Origin of the sequence: Neobacillus nitrireducens (assembly GCF_030915405.1) — a bacterium.
Classification (GTDB): domain Bacteria; phylum Bacillota; class Bacilli; order Bacillales; family Cytobacillaceae; genus Neobacillus.
Window position 1 is genome coordinate 412,279 of record NZ_CP133262.1, and the last position, 23,155, is coordinate 435,433.

Genomic DNA, 23,155 nt, shown 5'->3' on the forward strand with positions numbered 1-23,155 from the left:
TTTGCTAAGTATTTTAAGAAAAGTACCTAATAACGTAACCCATTAAATAAGTATCCAAACGTTTTATATGCAACTCAATAAACACGTATTCAATTTTGGTGTCAGGCACCAATCAGATTAGCTGGAATTTTAATCGATAATATTTTAAAAGTTAGGAAGGGTATAACCCGTCCTAGCTTTTTTGTACGGAAAGACGAAGTGTCCCCCTGAACTTTGATTTACTTTAAAATAAATAACCAACCTTGATTTAAGTCAATTAATAATGATAATTATTATCATATAATGAGTGGGAATAAACGGTTGATCCTTTTTATTTATTTAAATTTGAGAAGAGGAAAAAAATGCGCACTCTAGTATTTCAAGGATATTTGTGGGGTTATATTTTAAGTAAAGCAAACAAAACATTTACGATAAATAAATTAAAGAAAGCCGGTAAGAACAAAGAAAAACTAGAACTAATTAATAAGTTGATTTTAAAATGTACAAAAAAATTAGTGAAAATTTCTGGTGCCGACCTAACAGTAACAGGAATAGAAAATGTTCCATTAGATGAATCCGTATTATATGTTGGAAACCATCAAAGTAATATGGATATTCCACTTTTATTTTCAACAGCACCACAAACTATGGCGTTTGTCGCTAAAAAGGAAATGGAAAAGATTCCATTATTGGGTTTTTGGATGAAAGAGCGAGGCTGTGTGTTCATCGATAGGGAAAATGCTCGCAGTTCCTTAAAGTCTATAAACCAAGCGATTGAAAATTTAATACGGGGTCATTCAATGGCCATCTTCCCGGAAGGAACGAGAAGTAGAGGTCCGCAAATGGGCGATTTTAAATCTGGTAGTTTAAGGATCGCTATGAAATCAGGAGTAAAAGTTATCCCTGTTTCCATCAAGGATTCTTATAAATTAACAGAAAAGAAAGGGAAACATACTGCTGTCAAAGTATCTGTACATTATTCTGAACCTATTGATTCAAAAATCTTTAAAGATACAAACGAACTAGCCGCAGCAGTTCAGGCTCAAATTAAAAACCATTTATAATAGAAGTAGATGTAAGTGAAGAGAAAACGAAAATGTTCTGATCATTATGAGCAAATTGTCTGTCATTTAGAAAAGGTTCAATAAACACGAGGGCTGGTGTCAGGCACCACACGGGTTACCAGGAATTAAGACATGAAAAAGAGTGCAGTCACTATTCCGCATGGAATGGTGACTGTACTCTTTTTATAATTATTGGTTCAAAAAATAGGTTTCACCCAGTATTTCCTTCACTTGATAACTGCTTTTTGAAAGTTCTTTTTCGGCAAATGCGATGATTTCTGTTTTTTCAAGATCATACATGACTTCAATCTCTTTGGAAAATAAGAGCTTTTCTTTTTCAAGCAGGCTTGAGAGGGCAGGTTGTTGTTTAGGTTGGAGAGTCTCTGAATCCAGAGCTTGTTTTAGACCTGCAACGTAGTATTCTAATGGGCGAGAACCAACCATCTTGACACCTTTATTTTCCTCATTGATCATAACAATCGTTGGAAAACCTCTGGCACCTAATTTTGCAGCTAGCCCAAAATCTTCGTTTAATAATTGCTGTCCGCTTGGCTGCTCCGCTTCTTTTACAATTGCTTCACCATCAAGTCCAAGTGTATTTACAATATCAACTAAAATTGAATGCTCTGCAATATTTTGATTGAACGCAAAAACGGCTTCTCTCACCCGACGTAAAAACACACGAGCCAACGCTTCATTTTGTTTTTGAATGACTTTAAAAACAATGGAAGGAGGATAGGATGAGTGAATAGGGTTGTCATACCAAAGTGAGCCATCAATAGGCATACGTGTATATTCCCCAACTTCTCTCCAGTGTCCAGCCACATCAGACGGTTGTCCAATCCCGTTTGCTGGATCGACAGGTCCATCCCCCCATTTTTCTAACAATCCGCCCATAACCGTATGAACTGTAAAGTGATCGCCATACTGTTCTTCAAAACGACGGAGAACTGGCTCTAATGCCCAACAGTGAGAGCAGATGGGGTCGGTAACGTAATAAAGCTCAATCGCTTTTTTTGGTTGATTAAAGTCAAGCATTACCATTTCCTCGTCTCCAGCACTTCCACAAACGCCTGTTTCCAAATCGCACATCATATTATTTTTGCTATTCATTTTATTCCTCCTATTATTTTTGATTAAACATGATCTTTAAAATCAATTGCCCAGTTCTGGATCGGCTGAAGGGCAGAAACAAGTGCTTGCCCTTTTTTGGTTAATTTATATGAAATCGTTACGTGTGGTGTATCAATAACAACTTTCTTAACCAAACCATACTCAATAAGTTCAGTTAACCTCATGGATAAGACTCTAGGGGTAATGTTAGAAATTTCTTGAACCATTTCAGTAAAACTGGTGGAGTTGTTTTCACAAAGAGATAAATAGTGAATGATTAAACCGTTCCACTTTTTACCAAGTATTTGAAATGAGTATTCTAAATATGGACAAATTTTAATAACTATCACCTCCACAAGAATAGTACAAACGATATATAAAGTATATCAGATATAAAAAATATATCAACAGATGAGTGTCAGGCACCTGTTCTTTAGAAAATCCAATAAATTTTCTGATATAATGAAAATAAAAAAAGGAAGATTTTTAATAGAACGAATGGGAATTTTATTTTTATTTTCTATCATTCTCATACCGCGCTGTAAAGGATTAAAGCATTATTTGGGGAGGGGGAGAAATTATGCCGTTAGAAATTGTTCGCCATGATATTACCAAGATGAAGGTGGATGCAATTGTGAATGCTGCGAATACCTCACTGAAAATGGGTGGTGGCGTTTGTGGTGCTATTTTTCGCGCAGCCGGTATCCATGAGTTGCAACAAGCCTGCGATAAAATGGGAAATTGTAAGGTTGGAGAAGCAGTTTTGACAGATGGCTTTCACTTGGAGGCAAAATATATTATACATACACCGGGACCTATTTGGCGGGGGGGTTCACATCAAGAAGCAGCACTGTTAAAGGTATCCTACAAAAACTCCTTGGAGCTTGCAAAAAGCCATCAATGTGAATCGATTGCCTTTCCGTTGATTTCGACGGGCATCTATGGCTATCCAAAGGAGGAGGCATTACAGGTCGCGATCTCCTCCATCAGCTCTTTTTTATTACATCATGACCTGCTCGTTTATCTGGTGGTTTTTGATAAAAATTCTTTCGGATTAAGCCAGAAACTATTTACATCGATTCATCAATTTATTGATGAGCATTATGTGAAAGAATTAGAAAGCAAGTTTGCTCGTAATAGGGAAGAACATTTTATATGGGAATTCCGGCAAGAAGTCGAAATTTTTCAGAAGGATGAGTTAAAAGAGGCCGAGAGCTCCTTAGTAAACCTGTTGGACCAACTCGATGAGTCTTTTTCCGAGCGGCTGCTTCGTTTAATTGACGAAAAAGAAATGACAGATGTTGAGACGTATAAACGGGCGAATATTGACCGTCGCTTATTCTCCAAAATACGAAATGGAGCCGATTATACACCGAAAAAGAAAACCACGATTGCTTTTGCTGTTGCATTAAGATTAAATGTGGAAGAAACAATGGAGCTGCTCGCCGCTGCCGGATATACTTTGTCACGGAGCAATAAATTTGATGTGATTATTGAGTATTTTATTCAACAGGAAAATTTCAATATTCATGAAATCAATGAGGCCTTATTCGCTTTTGACCAGCCCTTACTCGGTGCCTGAAATGTCGCTTCCCAAGCGACCATTTTGTCATCGATATTTGTTATTCTTTGTTTATCACATAACAAGGGATGATGAATATGAAAAGAAACCTTACAGAATTAGTGTTTATTTTAGATAAAAGCGGCTCGATGGCCGGCCTTGAGGCCGATACCATCGGCGGTTATAATGCGATGTTAAAGAAGCAGCAAAAGGCAGAAGGAGAAGCTGTTGTCACGACTGCATTATTTGATCACGATTATGAATTATTACACGACCGTAAAAATATAAGGGGCATTTCTCCTATCACTGAAAAAGATTATGAAGTAGGGGGAACCACAGCGTTATTGGACGCGATCGGTTTTACAATTCAAAAAATCATCAATGTACAAAAGAGAACGAGTGAGGATGAACGTGCTGAAAAAGTACTCTGCGTTATTACAACCGATGGGATGGAAAATGCCAGCCGTGAATTCACAACAGACCAAATCAAAAAAATGGTTCAGCACCAAAAGGACAAATATGGTTGGGAATTCCTGTTCCTTGGGGCTAATATCGATGCCATTGCAACGGCTGCCCGGTTTGGAATCGGTGAGGACTTTGCGGTTGAATACCACGCGGACCATGAAGGAACGCAATTAAATTATGAAGCGGTCAATGAAGCCGTCGTCAACCTTCGAAGTGGCAAAAAGATTGATCGCAGCTGGAAACAAGGAATTGAAAGGGATTATAATCACCGATCGGGAAATAAATAAGTTGATTTCTACTAAAGGGACACCTGCTGTTAGGAGTAACAGAGGTGTCTTTTTTCTTTCATAAGGTTCTTTTCTGTGATGTAGGTCACGAATCTAGAAATTAGTTTACACTATACTAATAGTAGAAACTAATTTAATTAAGAAAAAGAGGGAATGAATGATGACTATTTCATTAGAACAGGAACAAGTGAATGAGTTGGTTGACCGCTTTTATGATAAGCTGTTAAAGGATACATATTATATCAACATGTTTAATGAAAGAAACACGGATATTGAAATGTTGAAAAGTCGGCAAAGAGTCTTTATAAACCGTCTTGTTTCCGATGAATCTGCTCAGGAAGAAGGAATGCAGGTGTCACAGGTAAAAGAGAGACACTCCTTTCAAATAGCTCCTGAAAGGGCCGCAGTTTGGTTTGGTCAATTGAAAGAGACGATGGAAGAAATGGATCTTGATGTTTGTGTAAGGGACCTTCTTATAGAGAAAGTTGATTTTTTGTTGAATAAGATTGTAAAATGATTTCCAAAAATATTTCTTGTTTCGCAGTAGCGTTTAACGATGAACCTAAGCGGCAATAATGATGCTAGGACTAATCCGAATTTTGGAGGTTCTGGTATTTTTTATTGGCGCATTTTGTCGTATCTAGTAGAATAGTAGGAGACGAACGAAAGGTGGAACCCTGAATGAAGGAGAAAATGAAGGCTTGGATTCATTCATATTTTAAAACGATGCAACTACCTACTAGACGAAAAAAGATAGATATTCAACAACTAGAGGATTATCTCATTCAAGATAAATTAAAGGACCACATTCGTTATCTATCCGAAAATGGCTATCGCTACTTTGTACAACTAATCAACGAGCTTAGTGCAGAAGGTGTCATTTCACCGGTGAAGAAAAGTCCATTAAACGGAAGGAGGCCAAGTCTCCATTCGGAATGGTGGCTGAATCCTGTACCAGTAGAGACGCAGTGGACGGATATGCAGATTTTAGCGGTTTCAGACCGTCTTAATCTGACCAAATACCGTCAGCATCCGGAGTGGCAGACGGACATAGAGTGGCAGCGAATTCAAGCAGTTTATTTATTTTTAAAACAAAAAGATCATGCTAACTGGGTGACAAGAGAGGAGCGCTCCTTCGAGCTTTTTGGTGAGGAGAAGTTCCTCACCAATGAGGGTGCAACTCTACTGCAACGTTTGCTGCTTTCGTTGGAGGACTTGAAGGCAAAAATATACGGTGAACCATTTGCTTTTTGGCCTGCTCCAAGGACAGATATTAATCATGCGAAAACGGTTTTAGTTGTTGAGAACCAGTCGTTTTATCATACCTGTAGGCTTTTGATGAGCAAAGGTCGAGATATTGTCGGCATTCGACCAGACCTCTTGATTTATGGTGAAGGAAAAAAAATCGAGAAAAGCTTTTATTTTTTACATGATATTACCAAAGACAATAAATTAACCATCTATTATGTTGGTGATATTGATCCAGAAGGCTGGGGGATCTATGTTCGCCTGAAGGATAATTACCCAGATTTTAACATTCAGTTAGCTATTCCGATATACTCCGCCTTATTGGATAAACAAGTGGTGAATAAAACTGATAAAAATCAAAATGAAAATCGAACATATCTCGAGCGTGTCATGGAAGAATTCAAGCAAATTGCCCGGTCAGATATGGCTGAACGGGTACAAACCCTTTGGGACCAAAAATATAGAGTGCCTCAAGAAGTTCTTTCATTAGATACGATATGCTCTTCTAAAGGTGAAAAAGAATGAATGGACGTTGGCAAGGGTTTGGAGAGCGGATGAAGCGGTTAAATCCGATTTGGAGTTTCGCATCGGGCATGCAGTTGGCTGGTCTGAAAGATTACGCACAGATGCTTGCACTTAGTGTGTTGTTGGAGGTTTTTTACCGGGAAATTGAAAATAATCCAGATCGTAAAAAACAGGATTTACAAGGAATCACGAAATCTTGTCTGAACGATTTAAATATTTCCATCGAGTCCGACAATCAAGAAGAGCTAATTCATCGATTTGTCGATGGGCTGCTTTGGAGTGGACAAGCGGAACTGCATCAACCGTTTTTAGCAAAATGGTTTGATGAAAAGGAACGAGTGATAAAGGATCACCGGTTCCGTTACTTAGTTGAAGACCGAGAAACCTCCCAATGGGAAAAGGGTGGCAAAACCGTTTATCGTTGTTCGGATGAAGCAAAAGAATTAATTTTTATGAGTCGGGAGATTCTTCAAGAACTAGAGATTACGATTGATCAGCTCTATATTGAGCATTTAGTAAAGAATGGCCATTTCCAACAAGCCCTGTCTGGGTTGGATGACTTGATGGCCCGTGTCAAACGGATGATTGCCAGGGAGTTGGATTATCGGGAAAGTATGAAAAGGAATCCGAAGATTATTTTTCAACAAGAGTTTGATCTTCGCAGTGGTCGCGAACAAGAGGTAAAGAAGCAATTCCAAGATGAAAAACTGCGGTTCCAACAAATGCGGCAGCTGCTTCAAAGAATCTCGACCTCGAATCAACATTTTGAAATATCGGAAAAATTGGAACAAACACGAAGGATTCATGATCTATTGGCGAGTCATGTGGTTGAAAATATGCGCTTAGAGATTGAACTCCGCTATGAGTTTCCAAACCTTTTCTGGAAACAGCAGCATGTTTCCTTTCAGAAAAGCTTTTTTCAGGATTGGCTCGTGGCTGAGGGAATGCCATCTCCAGAGGATATGGCAACAATATTGGAGCCCTTGTTTTCGGCTCAAACCCACTTCATCTATCCACTCGATTGGAGTTGGATGGAACAGGAAACAGATCTCCAACTAAACGAAAAAGTAGAAATTATCGAAGACGATATTGAAGAAGTGGTTTACCAAAAGCGGGAAGTTGATTGGGAAAAGGTTGTCAGGTTATGGGAACCTATTTTTGTGGAACTTCTAGAAAAAGGAGAATTTCATCTTTCTAAGCTACGAGACATTCCTGAATCCTTACAAAAAAAATGGTTGGAGCAAAAGGAAGCCGTTGACTTATGGCTCTTATTCCATAGTGAGAACTTATCGATTCCTGCTATTAATAATGACAAAGAACCATCCGATGAGCGCTTATTATTAATTCATAAATTAGAGAGTAAACAACAACGTTTTTTGAAACTCGAAGGGAAAACCATCCTGTCTTCCATTGATTCGGACCAGCCGATGATCCATTGGAAGGGTATGAGTATTTCCCCATTTGTATTATGCCTAACGAATTAATGGTGCCTGACACCATTATTTACTTAAAGGAAGTGTTTACGTGAGTATTTCGACGCAACAGCTGCAGGATGCGGCGAAGATTTTTTTTCTATTATTGAATCGAAGGATTGTTTTAACGAATGATCCTATCTTAAGTCCATATTTTGAAGAAGATGGCGTCCGGGATGCGTTAAAAGTATTAGCAGAGGAATCAAGGACACGAATCATTCAAACGACCGACCGAATTCACTTAGTGGCCCGTCCCGAAGGTTCAATCTTTGCAACTTCTTTTACCCAGTTTAAGAAGAAATACAGTGATGTTGAAAATAAAAAGTATTTTTATCTTATTAATCTCATCGTGTTTGTTTTCTTAGCTGAGATTGATATACCATCTAGTTCCAATCTTCGCTGGGAACATGCGGGAGTTTCCTATTTCTTACTGGAGAAAAATTTGAATCAACTTTTACATGAGTGGAACAAGGAAAATAAGGAAACAGAGGGAAAGTTCAGTGAAGCCTATGGCTTGGCTGTTACTGATATGGCTGACATTTGGAGTTCGATGGCGGTCGATTCAGATCATGAAACTGCCGATGAGAGAATTATGGTGACAAAGAAAACCCATATCGGACTGATTCATATGGCGATGCGATTATTACGTGATGAAGGGCTCGTTTTTATTGTCGAGGATGAAAAGCGGGTCATTCCAAAAATGGAATTATTCGAACGAATAGAGGAGGGTTACCATCAACAGGCACGCTATGAAGAAATGCGTGTCTTGATCATGTCCACTTTAAATGCAGGAGGGGAACCAATTGCCTAGAATCGAAAAAGTCCGGATCACGGGTGTACGTTATGACAAAATGAAAAAGCACTATGAAAATACGATTTTTGATTTTATGAATGATAGTGATCCTGAACATGCCCTGTTAACTCTAGTGAACGGTGGCGGGAAAGGGATGTTGCTACAAATTATCTTTCAGGCACTGATTCCCCTTACGACCTGGGGAAAGAATGGCGAGAATCAAATTGATGCTCTCTTTTATAATGAAAAGCAGCAATTCGATCCTTATACTTTCCATGTCGCGCTGGAATGGCGGTTGGATACAGATCCTGCTGAATGGTTGGTAACCGGGATTTGTGTAACAGCACGAAAATTCGGCCAGGAAAATGAGGAAATTGAGACCGAGCCACAATACTTTTTATATACAAGCAAATACCGCAAACCAGAGGATTGGACGATTGATACGCTGCCCCTCTACGACGAGGAAAATAAGCGAACCGCCCCATTTGAAGATTGGGAGAATTGGTTGAAAAGACATAAACAACAGTTTCATATCTACTCGAAATCGAAACAAACCGCCTATTTTCAATACTTATCCTCATATGGCATTGAAAAAGCTGAATGGCGCCAGATGAAGGAGATTAACCGGGACGAGGGTGGCATTGAGCATTATTTTAAAAAGGGCTTGGATAACTTTGGGTTGTTTCACCATTTAATTATTCCAGAGATTAGTGCGTATCTTCAGGAAGACCAGGAAGAAAATCTAGTAAAAATCTTTCGAGATAATTCGATTATTGCCCAAAAGCTCCCAAAGCTCCTTAAGCGTGAGGATGCCTATCAGCTGATTCAAGGTAAGCTCGTTCCCATCAAAGCTACTTTAGAAGAAGGTCAAGTCTTGGAAACCAAGGTCCAAGAGCATCATGACCGTGCGAATTATCTATATGCCGGTATGGAAGAACAAAAGCAAACTAACCATTATGAGCAGGATAAATGGGAAGAGGACAAACGGAAATCTGAGCAGTTGCAGGCAGATTTTCTTTGGCAAAAAGACAATCTGGACTATGCGAAAGAATGTCGTTCTTACGATGAGATTTCCCGTGATATCGAATTTTCACAATCCAAAGTACAGCAATTAGATGAGACTAAGCTAAACTATGAATCAGAAAAGCATGACATGGAGGTAACCATCGCACTAACTGATTATAATGAGTCAACTGAAAAGTTAAAATCGATTGAATCCCGGATCATCTTTTTAGAAGATGCTCAGAACCTTCAAGAAGAAAAAGCGCAATCAGAAAAAATTGAGCAGCAGCTAACGAATAGTTGGAAGGCTATTGAGACTGAGCTGCGAGACGATATTGAGAAGTTTAATACCTTGCAAAATCGATTGAATAAAAATTTAAATGGACTCCATTCCCAAATAAATTTTAGCCAGCAAGAATTGAATGATGTCCGCTCACAGTTAGGTACGTATACAGCATATATTAAGGCACACCATCAAAAAGCTATCACAATGGAACAAAAATACGGTAGAGACATTAACCGAGAGCCTGAGCTTGTTCAAAGGAAAGTAACTAAGGAGCTGCAAGAGCTTAATGAAGCTTCAATTAGACTGCAAAAAGAAAGCGAAGAACTTCATTCCAGAAAAGTCGAAGTCAGTAAGCAGCTTGGTGAGTGTGGAGCTGTTATTAAAGGGAAAAAGTCTGAACTACTTCAGGCGGCTAAAGAAATAGCGGAAAGACTAGGGGCGGAACGTGCGTTCCATAAGCGTTGGAGCCGGTATTATTTTCTTGAACAAGAGTTTCAGTCCTTTTCAGCTAATGATTGGATCGATATTTCTGAGCAGATAAACAAAGAAAAGGACCAATTAAGATTTCAATTTGATAATATTCAAAAAGAATATTGGTATCATCAGCTTGATACTGCACTTGTGAATGATGATTATTGGGTTCCGAACAACGATGTCCGCAAAATGGTTGAAAAGCTTGCCGAAGACGGTGTTCAAGCAAGTTATGGCACTCGGTTGATCCAAGAGTTAAACCCTGAAGAACAAGCATTAGTGATGGAAAGATATCCTTTATTGGCGTATGGCATTGTCATTCATCAACAGGATTGGGATAAAAAAGTCGACGAATCACGTTTTCAGCAAATGTTAGCACATGCCCCAGTGCCGATATTTATCCGTGAACGCATGGATCAACCCTATGCACAGCCATTTGAAATTGCTCGTAATCAAGGGATTGCCATGGCGTTTCATAAAGAACTATGGTTGGATTGGAAGGATAATCTATCAAAGTTAACGGATAATTTTACAACAGACTTAGGTAAGGTTGAAACGAAGCTCGATGAGGTAGAGCATTTGCTAGAAATAATCAAGGGACTTGCTGTTACAACCTATGAAGAAATTCTTAACGCAGAAGAGTCTATTAAACGTCAATTGGCGGAGCTCAATGAGCAACAAAGTCAACTTCATGAAGAAATGAATTTAGTTGATGGGCAACTGGCGGAGTTAGCAAAGCTTACGATTACGAATAACCAGGAACTTAAGGAAGCACAAAAGAAACTGCATGAAATCGAGTCTTGGGTGAATGATTACAAACAGTATAAACAATATCAGCTATTAAAATCGGAAACACAAATGAAAGAAACTCAGATACAAAAAAGATTAGGAGAATTCACACAGCAAAGAGACGAATTGCAACAGAATCTTTCTAGTTGGGTAAGGTCTTTTCAAATCTGGGAAATCAGTACTCAGCAGCAGACTGAGCTAATAAAAGAAATCCTGCCAACAATACAATATCCTATGAGTGATCACGTTCTTACGAATGAAGGGGTAACGCCACAGTTACGGAAGGTGATCTTTGATGAGGTAGGATCAATGGTAAAACATTGGCATAACCTACAACAAAAAATCAATAGTGTTAACAGTGAATTAGCATCGGAACGAACAAATCGGGACCATCAGATAAAGGATCAGCAATTAAAAAAATCGCATCTAGAACAGCTGGAGTCCAACTGGATCGAACGAGAGGTTTCAAAGTTTCCGAGAGAAATTCTCCAGGAACAACTGAGATTAAAAAATGAGGAAATCCTGCAAACGAAGAAGGCATTAAGTTCTGAACGTGGCCGAGCCCAGGGGCTTCAAGGTCAAATCGTGCAGATAGAAAAAAATAAATTGAAGCTAGAACAGCAAATTTTCAAGAAGCATCACCTAGCTGTTGAATCATGGGCTAATGTGAATCTTGAAGAAAAAGAAATAGAAATTGACGAGCTATTGAAGAAGGTTAGCGAAGATTTGGCTGCCCAGCAAAAAATTATTGGGGAACTTATTCGTCAGCAGCAACTACTGCAAAAGCAGCAGGATATTTTAAAAACCCATCAGGTAAGCTTTAAACAAGTTGGAGAAATCCCACCCGATTATAAAGAGAAAATCAAAAATGAGCCAGAGAAACTAATCCAACATTGGATTGGACAAAACAATGATTTCAATCAGCGAAAAGAGCAATACCACAAAGGTTTTAAAGAACGGTTGAAGGAACTAAGTTTCGTTTTGCAGGATGAAAAAATGGATACACCGCTAAAACAAAGCATGAATCATTTGATTCCACAGCTAGAAAGTGATTCGATTCGGTCTGGTTTAAGCGTGATCTCGAGTGTTATTGAGCATATTCAGCATGAGTTATTGAAACTAAAGTATGATAAACAAAAAGCGGAAAATGCTCAAGAAATCTGGGTGGATCGGGCCGTTATTCGTGTCATCAGAATTTTTCAATCGCTTAAACAGATGGTTAACCGGATGAAAATAAAGAATAAGGAAGGCCACTCTTTCCCACTCGTCGAGATTGAACGATTAAAAGAAATAGAAACAGGCGATGAAGAGGAATACCGTCGCTTATTACGGGAGCATTTTATCCAAACGATTGAAAAATTACTCGACAGCGAAGAAGCAATTGAAAATCTAACCGATGCCCAATTGAAAAAGTATATCGATGATAATCAGCTGGTGTTGATTTCATTGCGAAACCGTTATCCGAAGCTTCAAATCTATAAACCTCAAACGACGAATGCCTTTTTATATGAAAAACCAAGAAAACACCATTTTACTGATTGGGAGACCTTAAACAAAGGCTCAAAAATGGAAGCGAAGGGCAGCGGCGGCCAGTTGCTTGCAGCAAGAACAATGATTATGATGATGATTATGACCTTCAAGCGTCAGGAACACAACAATAACTGGTCCGTGTTAATTACCGATAATCCATTTGGCCAAGCGGTATCGGCACACATCTTAGACCCGATTTTCTCGATTGCCGATATTCTCAGGTTCCAATGGATTGTCCTGGCACCGCCAGAATTAATCAAACTAGATGTCAGCCGCCGCTTCCCCGTGTATTGGAAACTAGAATTGAGTCAGCAGAAACATGGGGAAATAGTTAAGGAAGTCCTGCAGCATGGGGGAAGGACCTTTGATGAAGTGGAGTTTAGTTTGTTTTAAAAGAACTTTGCAGAATTGATGAATAGAAATGAAGAATTAACTAACAATTAAGGATGGTTTATATTAATAGTCCCCGATGATACTTAATAGAAGTGCAAGAATTAGATAAAATTCTTTTTGAGTTGCAAAACACTAATGACCGTATTGGCAATATGGAAAAACTGGCCAAAAAGAAATTACTCATCGAATGAAAAAATTAGAAGTTAAGGCATCAACCTAATTGGACGATGCCTTAAAATTTACTTGAGTATTTTCATAATTTTTAGGGCAACGAAGATCTTTAGCAAGTCTTCCATCTGATTAAAGTCAACATTTAATATCGTTTCCAACTTTTTTAAGCGTTTCCGTAACGTGTTTGGGTGAATTTAGAGCTGCTCAGCGGTTTGATTAATATCACCATTGTGATTATAAAATGCTGCTTCCAATGTGACCATATAAAAATCATCATTCTCTTCATCTAAAAGAATCAGTTCTCCCAATGTTGCCTCATAATATTCGTGCAATAAATCATTATGAACATTCGAGAGGAGTCTCGCTATTCCTATATCTTCAAAATGACGCACGGAATGATGGTTAGATTCATACTTTCCTAATTCTAGTGCAACCTTTGCCTCATAAAAACTACGAAACAATTGCATATTGGATGGGTAATGACGTCCTAACCCAATTTGACATTCCATTGTATCTTGTCATCTATGTGAAGATATATGCTTTTTCCAAAATATCCTCTTACAAGACCAGCCAAATATCCAACTGCTTTCTAATAAAATCGTACTTGCGGAAAAACCTTGCCATTGTCACAATGAACCAATTTAATGAAGATTTAAAGAGATAGTTTTAATAAAATTCCATCTTCCTGCTGACTAATAAAAATTATGATTAGTCGAAAAGGTAATCGTGCATTATAATAGCAATTATGAATATACCCGGAAAATGGAGGAAAAATAAATGAAATTCCCAAATGATGCTGATGGAGATGCTTTACGTAGTCTCTATAAAGATGGTTTAAATTTCAAAAAACAACAATCGGTGGAATTTTTTGTTGCCGTTCCCGATCAAGCAACAGGTGAAAAATTATCACAAATCCTAAAAGGTGAAGGATTCAATTGTTTCTTAGAACAAGACGACGAAACAGAAGAATGGGCATGTTGTTTCTCTAAAAAAATGCTATTAAATTATAGTGAACTAATTAAAATACAGAATAAATTAAATAACCTAAGCAAACCACATGGTGGGTTTTCAGACGGTTGGGGTGTTTTTGTAGAGTAAGTGTGACTATGATGCCGATTTTGAGGAATTAAAAGCGGGTCAAGCTGAAATAATAGATTTAATTGAACATATAAACACATTATTGACAGGAAAGTTCACCTATATCTGTAAGGATATGACGTCTTATCGGTTGGGGGGCAGGTTAAGGACCGGGTTTGATAAATAAGCGGAGAAACTTCTCTTAATCAAGAAAAAGTACTGAAAATAGCCTAAATAGACGGAGGAATTCCGACTATTAACTCAAAAAACATGAAAATGGGTAATTTTCCTTGGCTTAATCGGAAAACCTCCGCTTATATACCCCGAATCGGGCTCTATACTGAAGTCTAACCGGAAAATCTCCGCTTATGATTTCCAATTATTGTTTTTATCATGTCGAAAATTATCTTCAATTTAAATTCTCCAGTTAGACAAATAATCCACACCTTATCTCAGACTATTAGAAATTCATAGTGATGGTTTTAATATGGAGTTAATTCCTACTACCGCAATAACCATCAAGATAGTTTCTTAACAGTTGTATTTTTTCCACTTTTAACCCCTCTAAATAGTTTGTATAATTCAATTGTACCTTAAATTCTGAAGTGAATTCAAAAAGTGTAGTTATGGGGGATTCCTATGAAAATCAAGATTGCCGATTTAAAAAAACAGTTAAAAACCTATGAACAAAAGGAATTGATTGAACTCATTGTCGAGATGTTTAAGTCAAACAAAGATGTTCAAAACTACTTATCCAGTAAATTTCTAGGGGATGTAGTAATCGATGAGCTGTTTCAGCAAGCTCAAAAAAAAATAAATAATGAATTTTTTCCAGATAGAGGCCATGGAAAACTATGGTTAGCAGAGGCGAAAAAAGAGATCACTGCTTTTAAGAAAGCAACAAATGATGAGAAACGAACGGTTCATCTTATGCTTTTTTATGTGGAAATGGGTGTTGAATTTACGAATGCATATGGTGATATAGATGAACAGTTTTATTCTAGTATGGTGAAAATGTTTGACCAAGTGGCCATGGAATGTGATCGGGATGAAGAACTATACAAAGTTTTTTCGAATAGATTAGAAAATGTTCTGAACAAGGCAGATGGGACAGGTTGGTGGTTCCATGAACCTTTGGAGGAGATATATTATACGATTGAATGGGTCCATGATGAGGACGATGATGAAGAAGAAGAAGATGTTGGTGAAGATTAATAGGTAATGACTTATGCATATTAATTATGAAAAATGTAGGATTTGGTAACATAGTTAAATATCAATTTTGGTTATAAGAGTGGGATATTTGGATGGCTAAAAAGAAAAACAAATCAAACAACACACCTAGAAGAAAACAGTATAATCAGACTGCGCGGCTACAAAATGCAAAGAAATGGGTTGAGCAGTACAATGGGAAGAATATCGCAAAGGGTTATAGTAACTGGTTTGGTGTTGACTTACTTTGTGCAATTAAAGAATTGGAGCTCTTAGGATACAAATTTAAACAATCATATAAAGAAAATGTGAAGCAATCACTAATAGCTAGACAAAAACAAAGAGAAAGAAGAAAACGAGAAAAAGAACGGGAACATTTTAATGAAGGATTTGAATCCTTTTATTTTATCGAAGGTTTTACTTCAAATTGTTTTCCATATGGCGTTACATTAGATGAAATTAATGATATTGAGGATATAGAATGGCAATTGAAGCGGCAAGACAAAAAGCATCCATTTATCGAAGTTAAAGATATACCTTTTTAGTCTAGTAATTCTTACTTACTATTAATCGAAAGAAAGGCTGTAGATATGAAAAAGATATTAATACGTAGTGGAATTGGTATTTTGCTAGTGTTCCTTTTATTATTAGGAACCTATAAGTTAATGAATGCTAGAACATTTCAATTATTTGGCGGGATTACCGACAAGGTGGAGACCAACCAAAAGGTAGTCGCATTGACCTTTGATGATGGACCAACGAAGAATGTCGATAAAATTCTACCGTTGTTAAACCAATACCATGCAAAAGCGACATTTTTTCTCATTGGCAATGAAATAGAAAAAAATCCAGAAGAAGCAATAAAAATTGTAAGGGCCGGGCATCAAATTGGCAATCATACTTATTCTCATCAGCGGATGGTATTTAAATCACCTTCATACATCAAGACGGAAATAGAAAAAACTGATAAACTAATACGAGAAGCGGGGTATAAAGGGGAAATTGATTTCCGACCACCAAATGGAAAAAAACTCGTAGGCTTGCCTTTTTACTTAAATCAGCATAAAAGAGAGACCATAATGTGGAATCTCGAACCAGATACCTACTACACAACTGCTGCTGACAAATTAAGTTACGTGAAAAAGAACATAAAACCTGGTTCGATTATCTTGATTCACCCGATGTATGATGATTCTAACGTAGAGCTAGAAACAATTAAAGGAATCCTGCAATCATTATCAAACGAGGGTTACAAGTTCATCACTGTTAATGAACTTTTGAAGATAAAGAAAACCCAATGATGGTGCATCCTAAAACTTCTATTTAATAATACATATTGATTATAAATAAGGAGGTGTTCGCTTGGAAACAATCCAAAATATGTTTGAGCATTTACATTGGTCTAATCAACGAATTATAAAAACTTTGCAAGGTAATGAAGGTGAGAACAAGCAGGTTTACAAATTGTTCGCACATATCCTTTTGGCAGAACAGGTGTGGTTTACAAGGTTAAAAGGATTAGATAGTTCAAAGTTACCTATTTGGGCAGAGGTCAATTTAGAAGCCTGTGAGCAGCTGGTTAACCAAAATCATCAAAACTTTAAAGAGTTACTATCTGGTATGTCTACGCCTAAACTCGAGCAAATCGTGTCTTACAAGAATAGTAAAGGCAAAGAGTTCAATAATTCGGTAAGGGACATCCTGACACATGTTGCTCTACATGGCCAATATCACCGAGGCCAGATTAATCTCCTTCTAAGAGCAAATGAATTTGAACCAGTGAATGTAGACTATATAACATTTGTGAGATAACATCATGGATTTATTGAAAGAATGGCTAGGAGGTTTTCTCCTAGCTATTTTTTTTGTGAACCAATAGAGCCACTCTTTATCCAGTTGATGAAATACTATTAAAATGGTAAGTTTAATATATAATTTTATTCGTTTACCAAACTAACAAAAATAAATATAAGTGGTCAATATGAATAAGATTTCAAATCCAACCTAAAAAAATCACAAATTATCCTAAAAAAAGGACATTCAAAAACCTTCATTAGTTTCTTAAAATGAAAAGGAAGAAACCGTTTTCAAATGGGGGGAATCAAATGAATGTGATCAAACGAGTAGGTCTAGTCATCGATACTATTTTCGAAAAATTCACTCTAATTTCGTTAATTGCGTTAATCTTTGTTGTCACTACTCAAGTTTTTACAAGGAAATTATTTAATTTTGTTTTCTTTTGGTCAGAGGAAGTTACGCTTTTGTTATTAGCATGGTTTGCTTTTATGGCCATCGCGGTAGGCTTTCGAGAATATATCCATTTAGGAATTGATTCCTTCACCAATCTATTTCCTAAAAGTTTTAATAAGGTTCTAGATAAAATCATCAGCGCCTCCATTTTTGCTTTTGGTCTCTACTTAGTGATCCAGGGCTGGGAATTTACGGTCTTGATGATGGATTCAACCCTGCCGGCGACAAAATGGCCAAGTAGTATCACCTATGCTGTGATGCCGGTTACCGGAGTGATGATTTGTGTGTATTCACTTTTGCAATTCTTTAACATTCACACCACTCGCCACAAAGACATAGAGGAGGGCATGTAACTTGGATAGCAACACAATTGGTATTATTATCTTACTTTCAAGCTTTGTCCTATTAGTCCTACTTCGTTTTCCCATTGCCCTAACGCTCATTGTATCGTCATTATTAACGGTTATCTACCTAGGTATCCCTCTTCCGGTGGTGGGTCAGCAAATGATTCAAGGAATGAATTCTTTTTCATTACTTGCGATCCCGTTCTTTATTTTAACAGGACAAATTATGAGTGAAGGGGGCCTTGCAACTCGAATTGTGAATCTGGCAAGTTTAATGGTCGGAAGAATTCGCGGGGGGCTCGCCATGGTTAACAGTGTAGCTGCATTGTTCTTTGGAAATATTTCCGGATCTGCGGTTGCCGACGTTTCCTCCGTTGGGTCTGTTATGATTCCGATGATGAAAAAGAAGGGCTACGAAGCAGACTATGCGGTCGGTGTAACGATTGCCTCTGCGATTCAAGGTGTAGTAGTCCCGCCGAGTCATAATCTTGTTTTATATTCCTTAGCTGTAGGTGGGGTTTCCATCGCCAGTTTATTTATGGCAGGTATTGTTCCCGGATTTATTATGTTAATTTCCTTAATGATCACGGGTTACATTATTGCCAGAAAAAGAGGTTATCAAAAAGCGGACCCTGTTCCAAAATCTGAAATTGGCGGTATTCTTTTCCATGGACTTTTATCCTTAAGCCCGGCGGTCATTATTTTGGGCGGGATTATGAGTGGCTGGTTTACAGCAACGGAATCCGGAGCATTAGCTTGTTTGTATTCTTTTATTCTAGCGTTTGTTGTCTATCGGGAAGCAAAGTTCTCTAATATATGGAAAATATTAACCCGGACGATGAGAACAGTTTCGATGGTATTTTTCCTAATAGCCGCATCTGCTTCATTCGGCTGGATCTTAGCTTATTTGAAAATTCCTTCCATGGTAACGAACTTATTTTTAAGTATTTCTGATAACCCAATTATTATTCTATTGATTATTAATATTTTGTTGCTGCTTCTAGGAGCACCAATGGACATGGCGCCTATGATTTTAATTATGACACCCATTCTCCTTCCAGTGGTAACAAGCTTTGGAATGGATCCGGTGCATTTCGGGATTGTCCTTATTTTAAATGCTGGAATTGGCTTATTAACGCCGCCAGTAGGAACCGTTTTGTTCGTCGGATGTGCGATAGGAAAAGTCTCGATACAGCAAGGGACAAAAGCGATGATGCCATTTTTCTACGCGTTACTAATTGTTCTGTTGGTTATTACCTATATTCCTGAGGTAGTCCTTTGGCTTCCCAATATGTTAGCCAAGTAACCGAAGGAAAGGTGAAAATATAATAACATTTTTTAAGGAGGGTTACAGAGAATGAAGAAAAAAAGATCACAGGAATACTTGCAGCAACGCTTTTAATGGGTAGTATCCTAGCTGCCTGTGGAAAAGAGGCCACGACCGGGACAAAAGATGGGGGATCGAAAGCAGAGGAAGCAAAATATACCTTCCGCTTAGCAGATAATCAGCCGCCGGATTACCCAACTGTGGTTGGTGACAAAAAGTTCGCCGAATTGGTTGAAGAACGAACAAAGGGACGCATTAAAATTGAGGTATTTCCATCTGCACAATTAGGGGATGAAAAATCCGTGTTGGAACAAGTTCAGCTTGGAGCGATTGAGTTCACAAGAATCAATTCTAGTCCGCTTGCTGAATTCAATGATCAGTTCACTGCACTAGGACTCCCATATGTTTTTGACGGTGAAGAACATTTATGGAACTTCCTAAATGGAGAGATGGGAACCAAGCTGTTAGATGGTTTAGAACAGTCAAAAATGAAAGGGCTTGCTTATTACGATTCAGGTTCGCGTAGTTTTTATTCTACTAAACCACTAAAAGGTGTAAAAGACTTAAAAGGGCAAAAAATCCGTGTGCAGCAGAGTAAAATCAATATTGACTTCATGGAGGCTCTAGGTGCAAGTGCAACGCCAATGCCATATGGAGAGGTATTTAGTGCCCTTCAAACGGGAATTATTGACGGTGCAGAAAATAACATTCCAAGTTTAGACTCTTCCAACCATTATCAGGAGGCAAAAACTTTATTTTAGACCATCATCAACGAATCCCTGAAGTCCTGCTCATTAGCAAAGCCGCCTGGGATAAACTTTCAAAAGAAGACCAAAAGATTGTTAAGCAAGCAGCACTTGATTCCGTTCAAGCTCAAAGAGACGAATGGGATAAGTGGGAAGAGCGTTCCACGAAGAAACTGAAAGATGCAGGCGTGACATTCACGGAGGTTGATGATATTACACCTTGGAAAGACGCTGTTAAATCCATGGTTGATCAATACTCAAAAGATTATAAAGAAGTAATGGATGCGATCGAAAAAGCACGTCCATAATAAATAGCTGGCAGTAAGCCTAGTTGGTGAGTATTTCCATTTACCTACTAGGTCTTTTCTGTTTAAAAAATCACGAATAGATAGGATGAATAGCAACAATGATGATCTGGTGGAGAAAAATGGCGGAATTTCTTGAACGATACATCCTATTAAAAAATCAATCATTAATGATAAAGCTTGCTGTATTCTCAAGTTTTCTGGTTATTTTTCCAGTCATTTCAGTTGGGGTTATTTCCTACAACCGTTCAGCGGTTGAACTCGAAAACGTACTAAGACAATCGAGCGGTCAGGTAATTGATCAAGTAGAGTCACATATCGAATATTATTTACAAGACTTTGAGATTACCAGCCTTAAAATTATCAACTCTCCGGAAGTTTCTAGTCTGTTGAAATTGAAATCGTCAGAAAGCAAGGATACCTTAATTGAACCAACTCGTAACACCTTAAAAGCAGCAGAGTATTCGCGAGCAGATATTTCGAATATCACCCTCATCCTTGATAACGATCAGGTGATTGATACGTTAGGAAAAAGAAATTTCTATCCTGTGATAAGAATGAAAGAGGAATATTGGTATTCGTCAGTCCCACTTAATGGGATGAGTATGTTAGTTACAAGAAAAATTAAATTAGAAAATAAGGAACAGCCAGTTATTTCACTTGTAAGGAGACTCTATAACCCCCAGACACTCTTACCTGTAGGCATGCTTATTATTGATATCAATTTTAGGAGAATTGAAGAAATTTCTAACAAAGTAACGATCAGTAAAAATGGCTATTTTTTTATATTAGATGCGAATGGGCATTATGTATACCATCCTAATTACTCGAAACTCGGGAAAAGAGTTGAATTCAAACAACTTTTAAACCTGAAAACAGAAGGAAACAGCACGGAAATTTTAGAAAATGAACGAAAAGATTTTGTTACCTATACCTTCTCTCAAAACCTCGGCTGGAGGTTTCTATCGGCAGTCCCATACCGTGATTTAACGGGGGGTATCATTCAAATTGAAAAAGCAATATCTTTCACTATTTTTGTGTCTTTGATCATCGCTTATTTGATTGGTTACGGATTCGCCACAAGTATCATTCGGCCCGTCCGCCGTCTCCAGCATTTTATGAAGGAAGTTGAAATTGGAAAACTAGATGGCAGAGTTCGAGTGGATTCCAATGATGAAATTGGACAATTGTCTGCTGGTTTTAATAATACGGTTGAGAAACTATCCCATCTCCTTGAGGAGGTATACATCTCCAAGTTAAGGGAAGCAGAAATGTCACTTAAACAAAAAGAAATAGAATTAAAAATGCTCCAATCACAAATGAATCCCCACTTTTTATATAATTCTCTTGAAACGATTAGGGGAATGGCATTGGAACAAAATCAGGAAAATATTGCATCCATGTCATACGCGCTTGGAAAACTACTCCGATATAATCTTAATAACCATTCATCGACTGTGAGTTTTAGAGAAGAAATAAATTTTTGTGAAATGTATTTGCAGATTCAAAAATTTCGCTTTGAGGACCGTTTTGAGTACAAGTTTGATATTCCGCAATGGGTCATGGCACTGAAGGTGGTTAAGTTTTCGTTGCAGCCATTAGTAGAGAATTGTTTTGTTCACGGTTATGGTCCTGATACGAGAAAACTAAAAATTATGATCTCTGCTTACCGTCAATCTGAGTCTTCCTTTGTCATTCGGATTTTCGATTCCGGTAAAGGAATAGATGATGATATTTTAGAAGAGATCAAGAAAAGAATAAACTTAAAAAAGGCAGCTAGTGATGGGGAAAATATCGGAATAGTCAATGTTCATCAAAGAATTCACTATTTGTTTGGTGCTGAATATGGAATCACCATACAAAGTGAACAGGGTTCTGGAACGGAGATCTTGATTCGGTTACCAATTCTAGATTATCACGTGGAAGGGGAGACAGCATGAAGAAGAATATCTTGTTGGTTGATGATGAGAGATGGGTTCGGACAGCTCTTAAGTGGACGATAAACAAGTTACAGCTTCCTTTACAGGTTATCCACGAATGTGAAAATGGTTTAGAAGCACTCGACTGGATTAAGCAAAATGAGGTTGATTTAGTATTAACCGATATTCGAATGCCGATTATGGACGGTTTATCTTTAGTAAAGGAATTAAGCCAGTTGAAGAAGAAACAGGATATCATCGTGATTAGTGTTCATGATGAATTTCAATTTGTTCAGCAAGCGATACGAACTGGAGTAACCGATTACCTGTTAAAACCAGTAGAGGAAACCGAGTTAAAAGAGTGTCTTGAAAAATGGTTAAACATGAAATCAAAAGAAGAAATAAACAGGAATACTGAAAAAAATGAGGATGAAACTCTTCCTTTCTCAACGATTGAGAAGGTTCTGCAGTATTTAGAAAAAACACCACTAGATCAAATTACACTAAAAGATGCAGCTGATTGTGTCCATATGAATCCTAGTTATCTCAGTCAATTGTTTAAACAACAGTTGAATAAAAAGTTTGTTGATTATATTACGGAGCTGCGTATTCAGGAAAGCAAGCGATTGTTAATAAATACAAGCCTACGAATGTCCGAGATTGCTGAGAGAGTAGGATACTCGGATTTAGCCTATTTTAGTAATAATTTTAAGAGGATTACTGGCCTTTCACCATCCGAGTTTCGAAAATCATCCATTTGAAGGGCTTCTTTTTTTCGCCTGACTTTTATTAAATTTTAGGTTCATTAGAGATAGAAAGGATTTTA

21 protein-coding genes and 1 pseudogene are annotated in these 23,155 nt (G+C 37.7%); 18 read left to right on the top strand and 4 right to left on the bottom strand.

Annotation, left to right across the window (positions count from 1 at the left end; genetic code table 11):
* The first annotated feature begins 341 nt into the window (after positions 1-341).
* Positions 342-1,043, top strand: coding sequence for a lysophospholipid acyltransferase family protein (locus RCG22_RS01935; protein WP_308105485.1), 702 nt, complete (start codon positions 342-344; stop codon positions 1,041-1,043).
* Between the two features lie 189 nt (positions 1,044-1,232).
* On the opposite strand, the gene RCG22_RS01940 is transcribed toward RCG22_RS01935, so the two are convergent.
* Both RCG22_RS01940 and RCG22_RS01945 read right to left on the bottom strand, forming a co-directional pair.
* Positions 1,233-2,156, bottom strand: a complete 924-nt coding sequence (locus RCG22_RS01940; protein WP_308105486.1) for a DsbA family protein — start codon at positions 2,154-2,156, stop codon at positions 1,233-1,235.
* 23 nt (positions 2,157-2,179) lie between these two features.
* Positions 2,180-2,512, bottom strand: coding sequence for a winged helix-turn-helix transcriptional regulator (locus RCG22_RS01945; RefSeq protein WP_374049416.1), 333 nt, complete (start codon positions 2,510-2,512; stop codon positions 2,180-2,182).
* 224 nt (positions 2,513-2,736) lie between these two features.
* Between RCG22_RS01945 and RCG22_RS01950 the strand changes: the two genes are divergently transcribed.
* From RCG22_RS01950 to RCG22_RS01980, 7 genes are all read left to right on the top strand, one after another.
* Positions 2,737-3,738, top strand: a complete 1,002-nt coding sequence (locus tag RCG22_RS01950; RefSeq protein WP_308105487.1) for a macro domain-containing protein — start codon at positions 2,737-2,739, stop codon at positions 3,736-3,738.
* A gap of 77 nt (positions 3,739-3,815) precedes the next feature.
* Positions 3,816-4,469, top strand: a complete 654-nt coding sequence (locus tag RCG22_RS01955; RefSeq protein WP_308105488.1) for a vWA domain-containing protein — start codon at positions 3,816-3,818, stop codon at positions 4,467-4,469.
* 157 nt (positions 4,470-4,626) lie between these two features.
* On the top strand, positions 4,627-4,986 hold the full coding sequence (locus RCG22_RS01960; RefSeq protein ID WP_308105489.1) for a protoglobin domain-containing protein: 360 nt from the start codon (positions 4,627-4,629) through the stop codon (positions 4,984-4,986).
* Between the two features lie 164 nt (positions 4,987-5,150).
* Positions 5,151-6,242 (top strand): Wadjet anti-phage system protein JetD domain-containing protein, encoded by a 1,092-nt coding sequence (locus tag RCG22_RS01965; protein WP_308105490.1) that lies wholly within the window; start codon positions 5,151-5,153, stop codon positions 6,240-6,242.
* Positions 6,239-7,726: a hypothetical protein gene (locus RCG22_RS01970; protein WP_308105491.1), complete on the top strand. Its 1,488-nt coding sequence runs from the start codon at positions 6,239-6,241 to the stop codon at positions 7,724-7,726. Before RCG22_RS01965 ends, RCG22_RS01970 begins: the two co-directional genes overlap by 4 nt.
* Positions 7,727-7,766: 40 nt before the next feature.
* Positions 7,767-8,525: a DUF6063 family protein gene (locus tag RCG22_RS01975; RefSeq protein ID WP_308105492.1), complete on the top strand. Its 759-nt coding sequence runs from the start codon at positions 7,767-7,769 to the stop codon at positions 8,523-8,525.
* Positions 8,518-12,978: a hypothetical protein gene (locus RCG22_RS01980; protein ID WP_308105493.1), complete on the top strand. Its 4,461-nt coding sequence runs from the start codon at positions 8,518-8,520 to the stop codon at positions 12,976-12,978. The genes RCG22_RS01975 and RCG22_RS01980 overlap by 8 nt, the downstream gene beginning before the upstream one ends.
* A gap of 239 nt (positions 12,979-13,217) precedes the next feature.
* Here the strand turns inward: RCG22_RS01980 and RCG22_RS25390 are convergent, their stop codons facing one another.
* Together RCG22_RS25390 and RCG22_RS01985 are read right to left on the bottom strand one after the other, a co-directional pair.
* Positions 13,218-13,343 carry a helix-turn-helix domain-containing protein gene (locus tag RCG22_RS25390; RefSeq protein WP_374049459.1) on the bottom strand — a complete coding sequence of 42 codons (126 nt, stop codon included), beginning with the start codon at positions 13,341-13,343 and terminating at the stop codon, positions 13,218-13,220.
* Entirely contained in the window at positions 13,344-13,658 is a 315-nt protein-coding gene (locus RCG22_RS01985) for a PucR family transcriptional regulator (protein WP_308105494.1), read from the bottom strand. It lies immediately after the preceding gene.
* Positions 13,659-13,926: 268 nt separating this feature from the next.
* On the opposite strand from RCG22_RS01985, the gene RCG22_RS01990 reads away from it, so the two are divergent.
* The 10 genes and pseudogenes from RCG22_RS01990 to RCG22_RS02035 all read left to right on the top strand — a co-directional run bounded on the left by RCG22_RS01990 (position 13,927) and on the right by RCG22_RS02035 (position 23,090).
* A complete protein-coding gene (locus tag RCG22_RS01990) occupies positions 13,927-14,247 on the top strand; it encodes a ribonuclease E inhibitor RraB (protein ID WP_308105495.1) in 321 nt (106 codons plus the stop codon).
* A 618-nt stretch (positions 14,248-14,865) separates the two neighbouring features.
* Complete coding sequence (locus tag RCG22_RS01995; protein WP_308105496.1) at positions 14,866-15,441, top strand: DUF6155 family protein; 576 nt, start codon at positions 14,866-14,868, stop codon at positions 15,439-15,441.
* Between the two features lie 92 nt (positions 15,442-15,533).
* On the top strand, positions 15,534-15,983 hold the full coding sequence (locus tag RCG22_RS02000; protein WP_308105497.1) for a hypothetical protein: 450 nt from the start codon (positions 15,534-15,536) through the stop codon (positions 15,981-15,983).
* Positions 15,984-16,028: 45 nt separating this feature from the next.
* Entirely contained in the window at positions 16,029-16,739 is a 711-nt protein-coding gene (locus RCG22_RS02005; RefSeq protein WP_308105498.1) for a polysaccharide deacetylase family protein, read from the top strand.
* Between the two features lie 61 nt (positions 16,740-16,800).
* Positions 16,801-17,250, top strand: a complete 450-nt coding sequence (locus RCG22_RS02010) for a DinB family protein (RefSeq protein ID WP_308105499.1) — start codon at positions 16,801-16,803, stop codon at positions 17,248-17,250.
* Positions 17,251-17,543: 293 nt separating this feature from the next.
* The gene (locus RCG22_RS02015; RefSeq protein ID WP_308105500.1) at positions 17,544-18,041 is read left to right on the top strand and encodes a TRAP transporter small permease; all 498 of its coding nucleotides are present in this window, start codon (positions 17,544-17,546) and stop codon (positions 18,039-18,041) included.
* Between the two features lies 1 nt (position 18,042).
* The gene (locus RCG22_RS02020) at positions 18,043-19,338 is read left to right on the top strand and encodes a TRAP transporter large permease (protein WP_308105501.1); all 1,296 of its coding nucleotides are present in this window, start codon (positions 18,043-18,045) and stop codon (positions 19,336-19,338) included.
* Between the two features lie 95 nt (positions 19,339-19,433).
* Positions 19,434-20,413 (top strand): annotated as a pseudogene (locus RCG22_RS02025) (TRAP transporter substrate-binding protein).
* 98 nt (positions 20,414-20,511) lie between these two features.
* Entirely contained in the window at positions 20,512-22,350 is a 1,839-nt protein-coding gene (locus tag RCG22_RS02030; protein ID WP_308105502.1) for a sensor histidine kinase, read from the top strand.
* Positions 22,347-23,090, top strand: a complete 744-nt coding sequence (locus RCG22_RS02035) for a response regulator transcription factor (protein WP_308105503.1) — start codon at positions 22,347-22,349, stop codon at positions 23,088-23,090. Before RCG22_RS02030 ends, RCG22_RS02035 begins: the two co-directional genes overlap by 4 nt.
* The last annotated feature ends 65 nt before the right edge of the window (positions 23,091-23,155 follow it).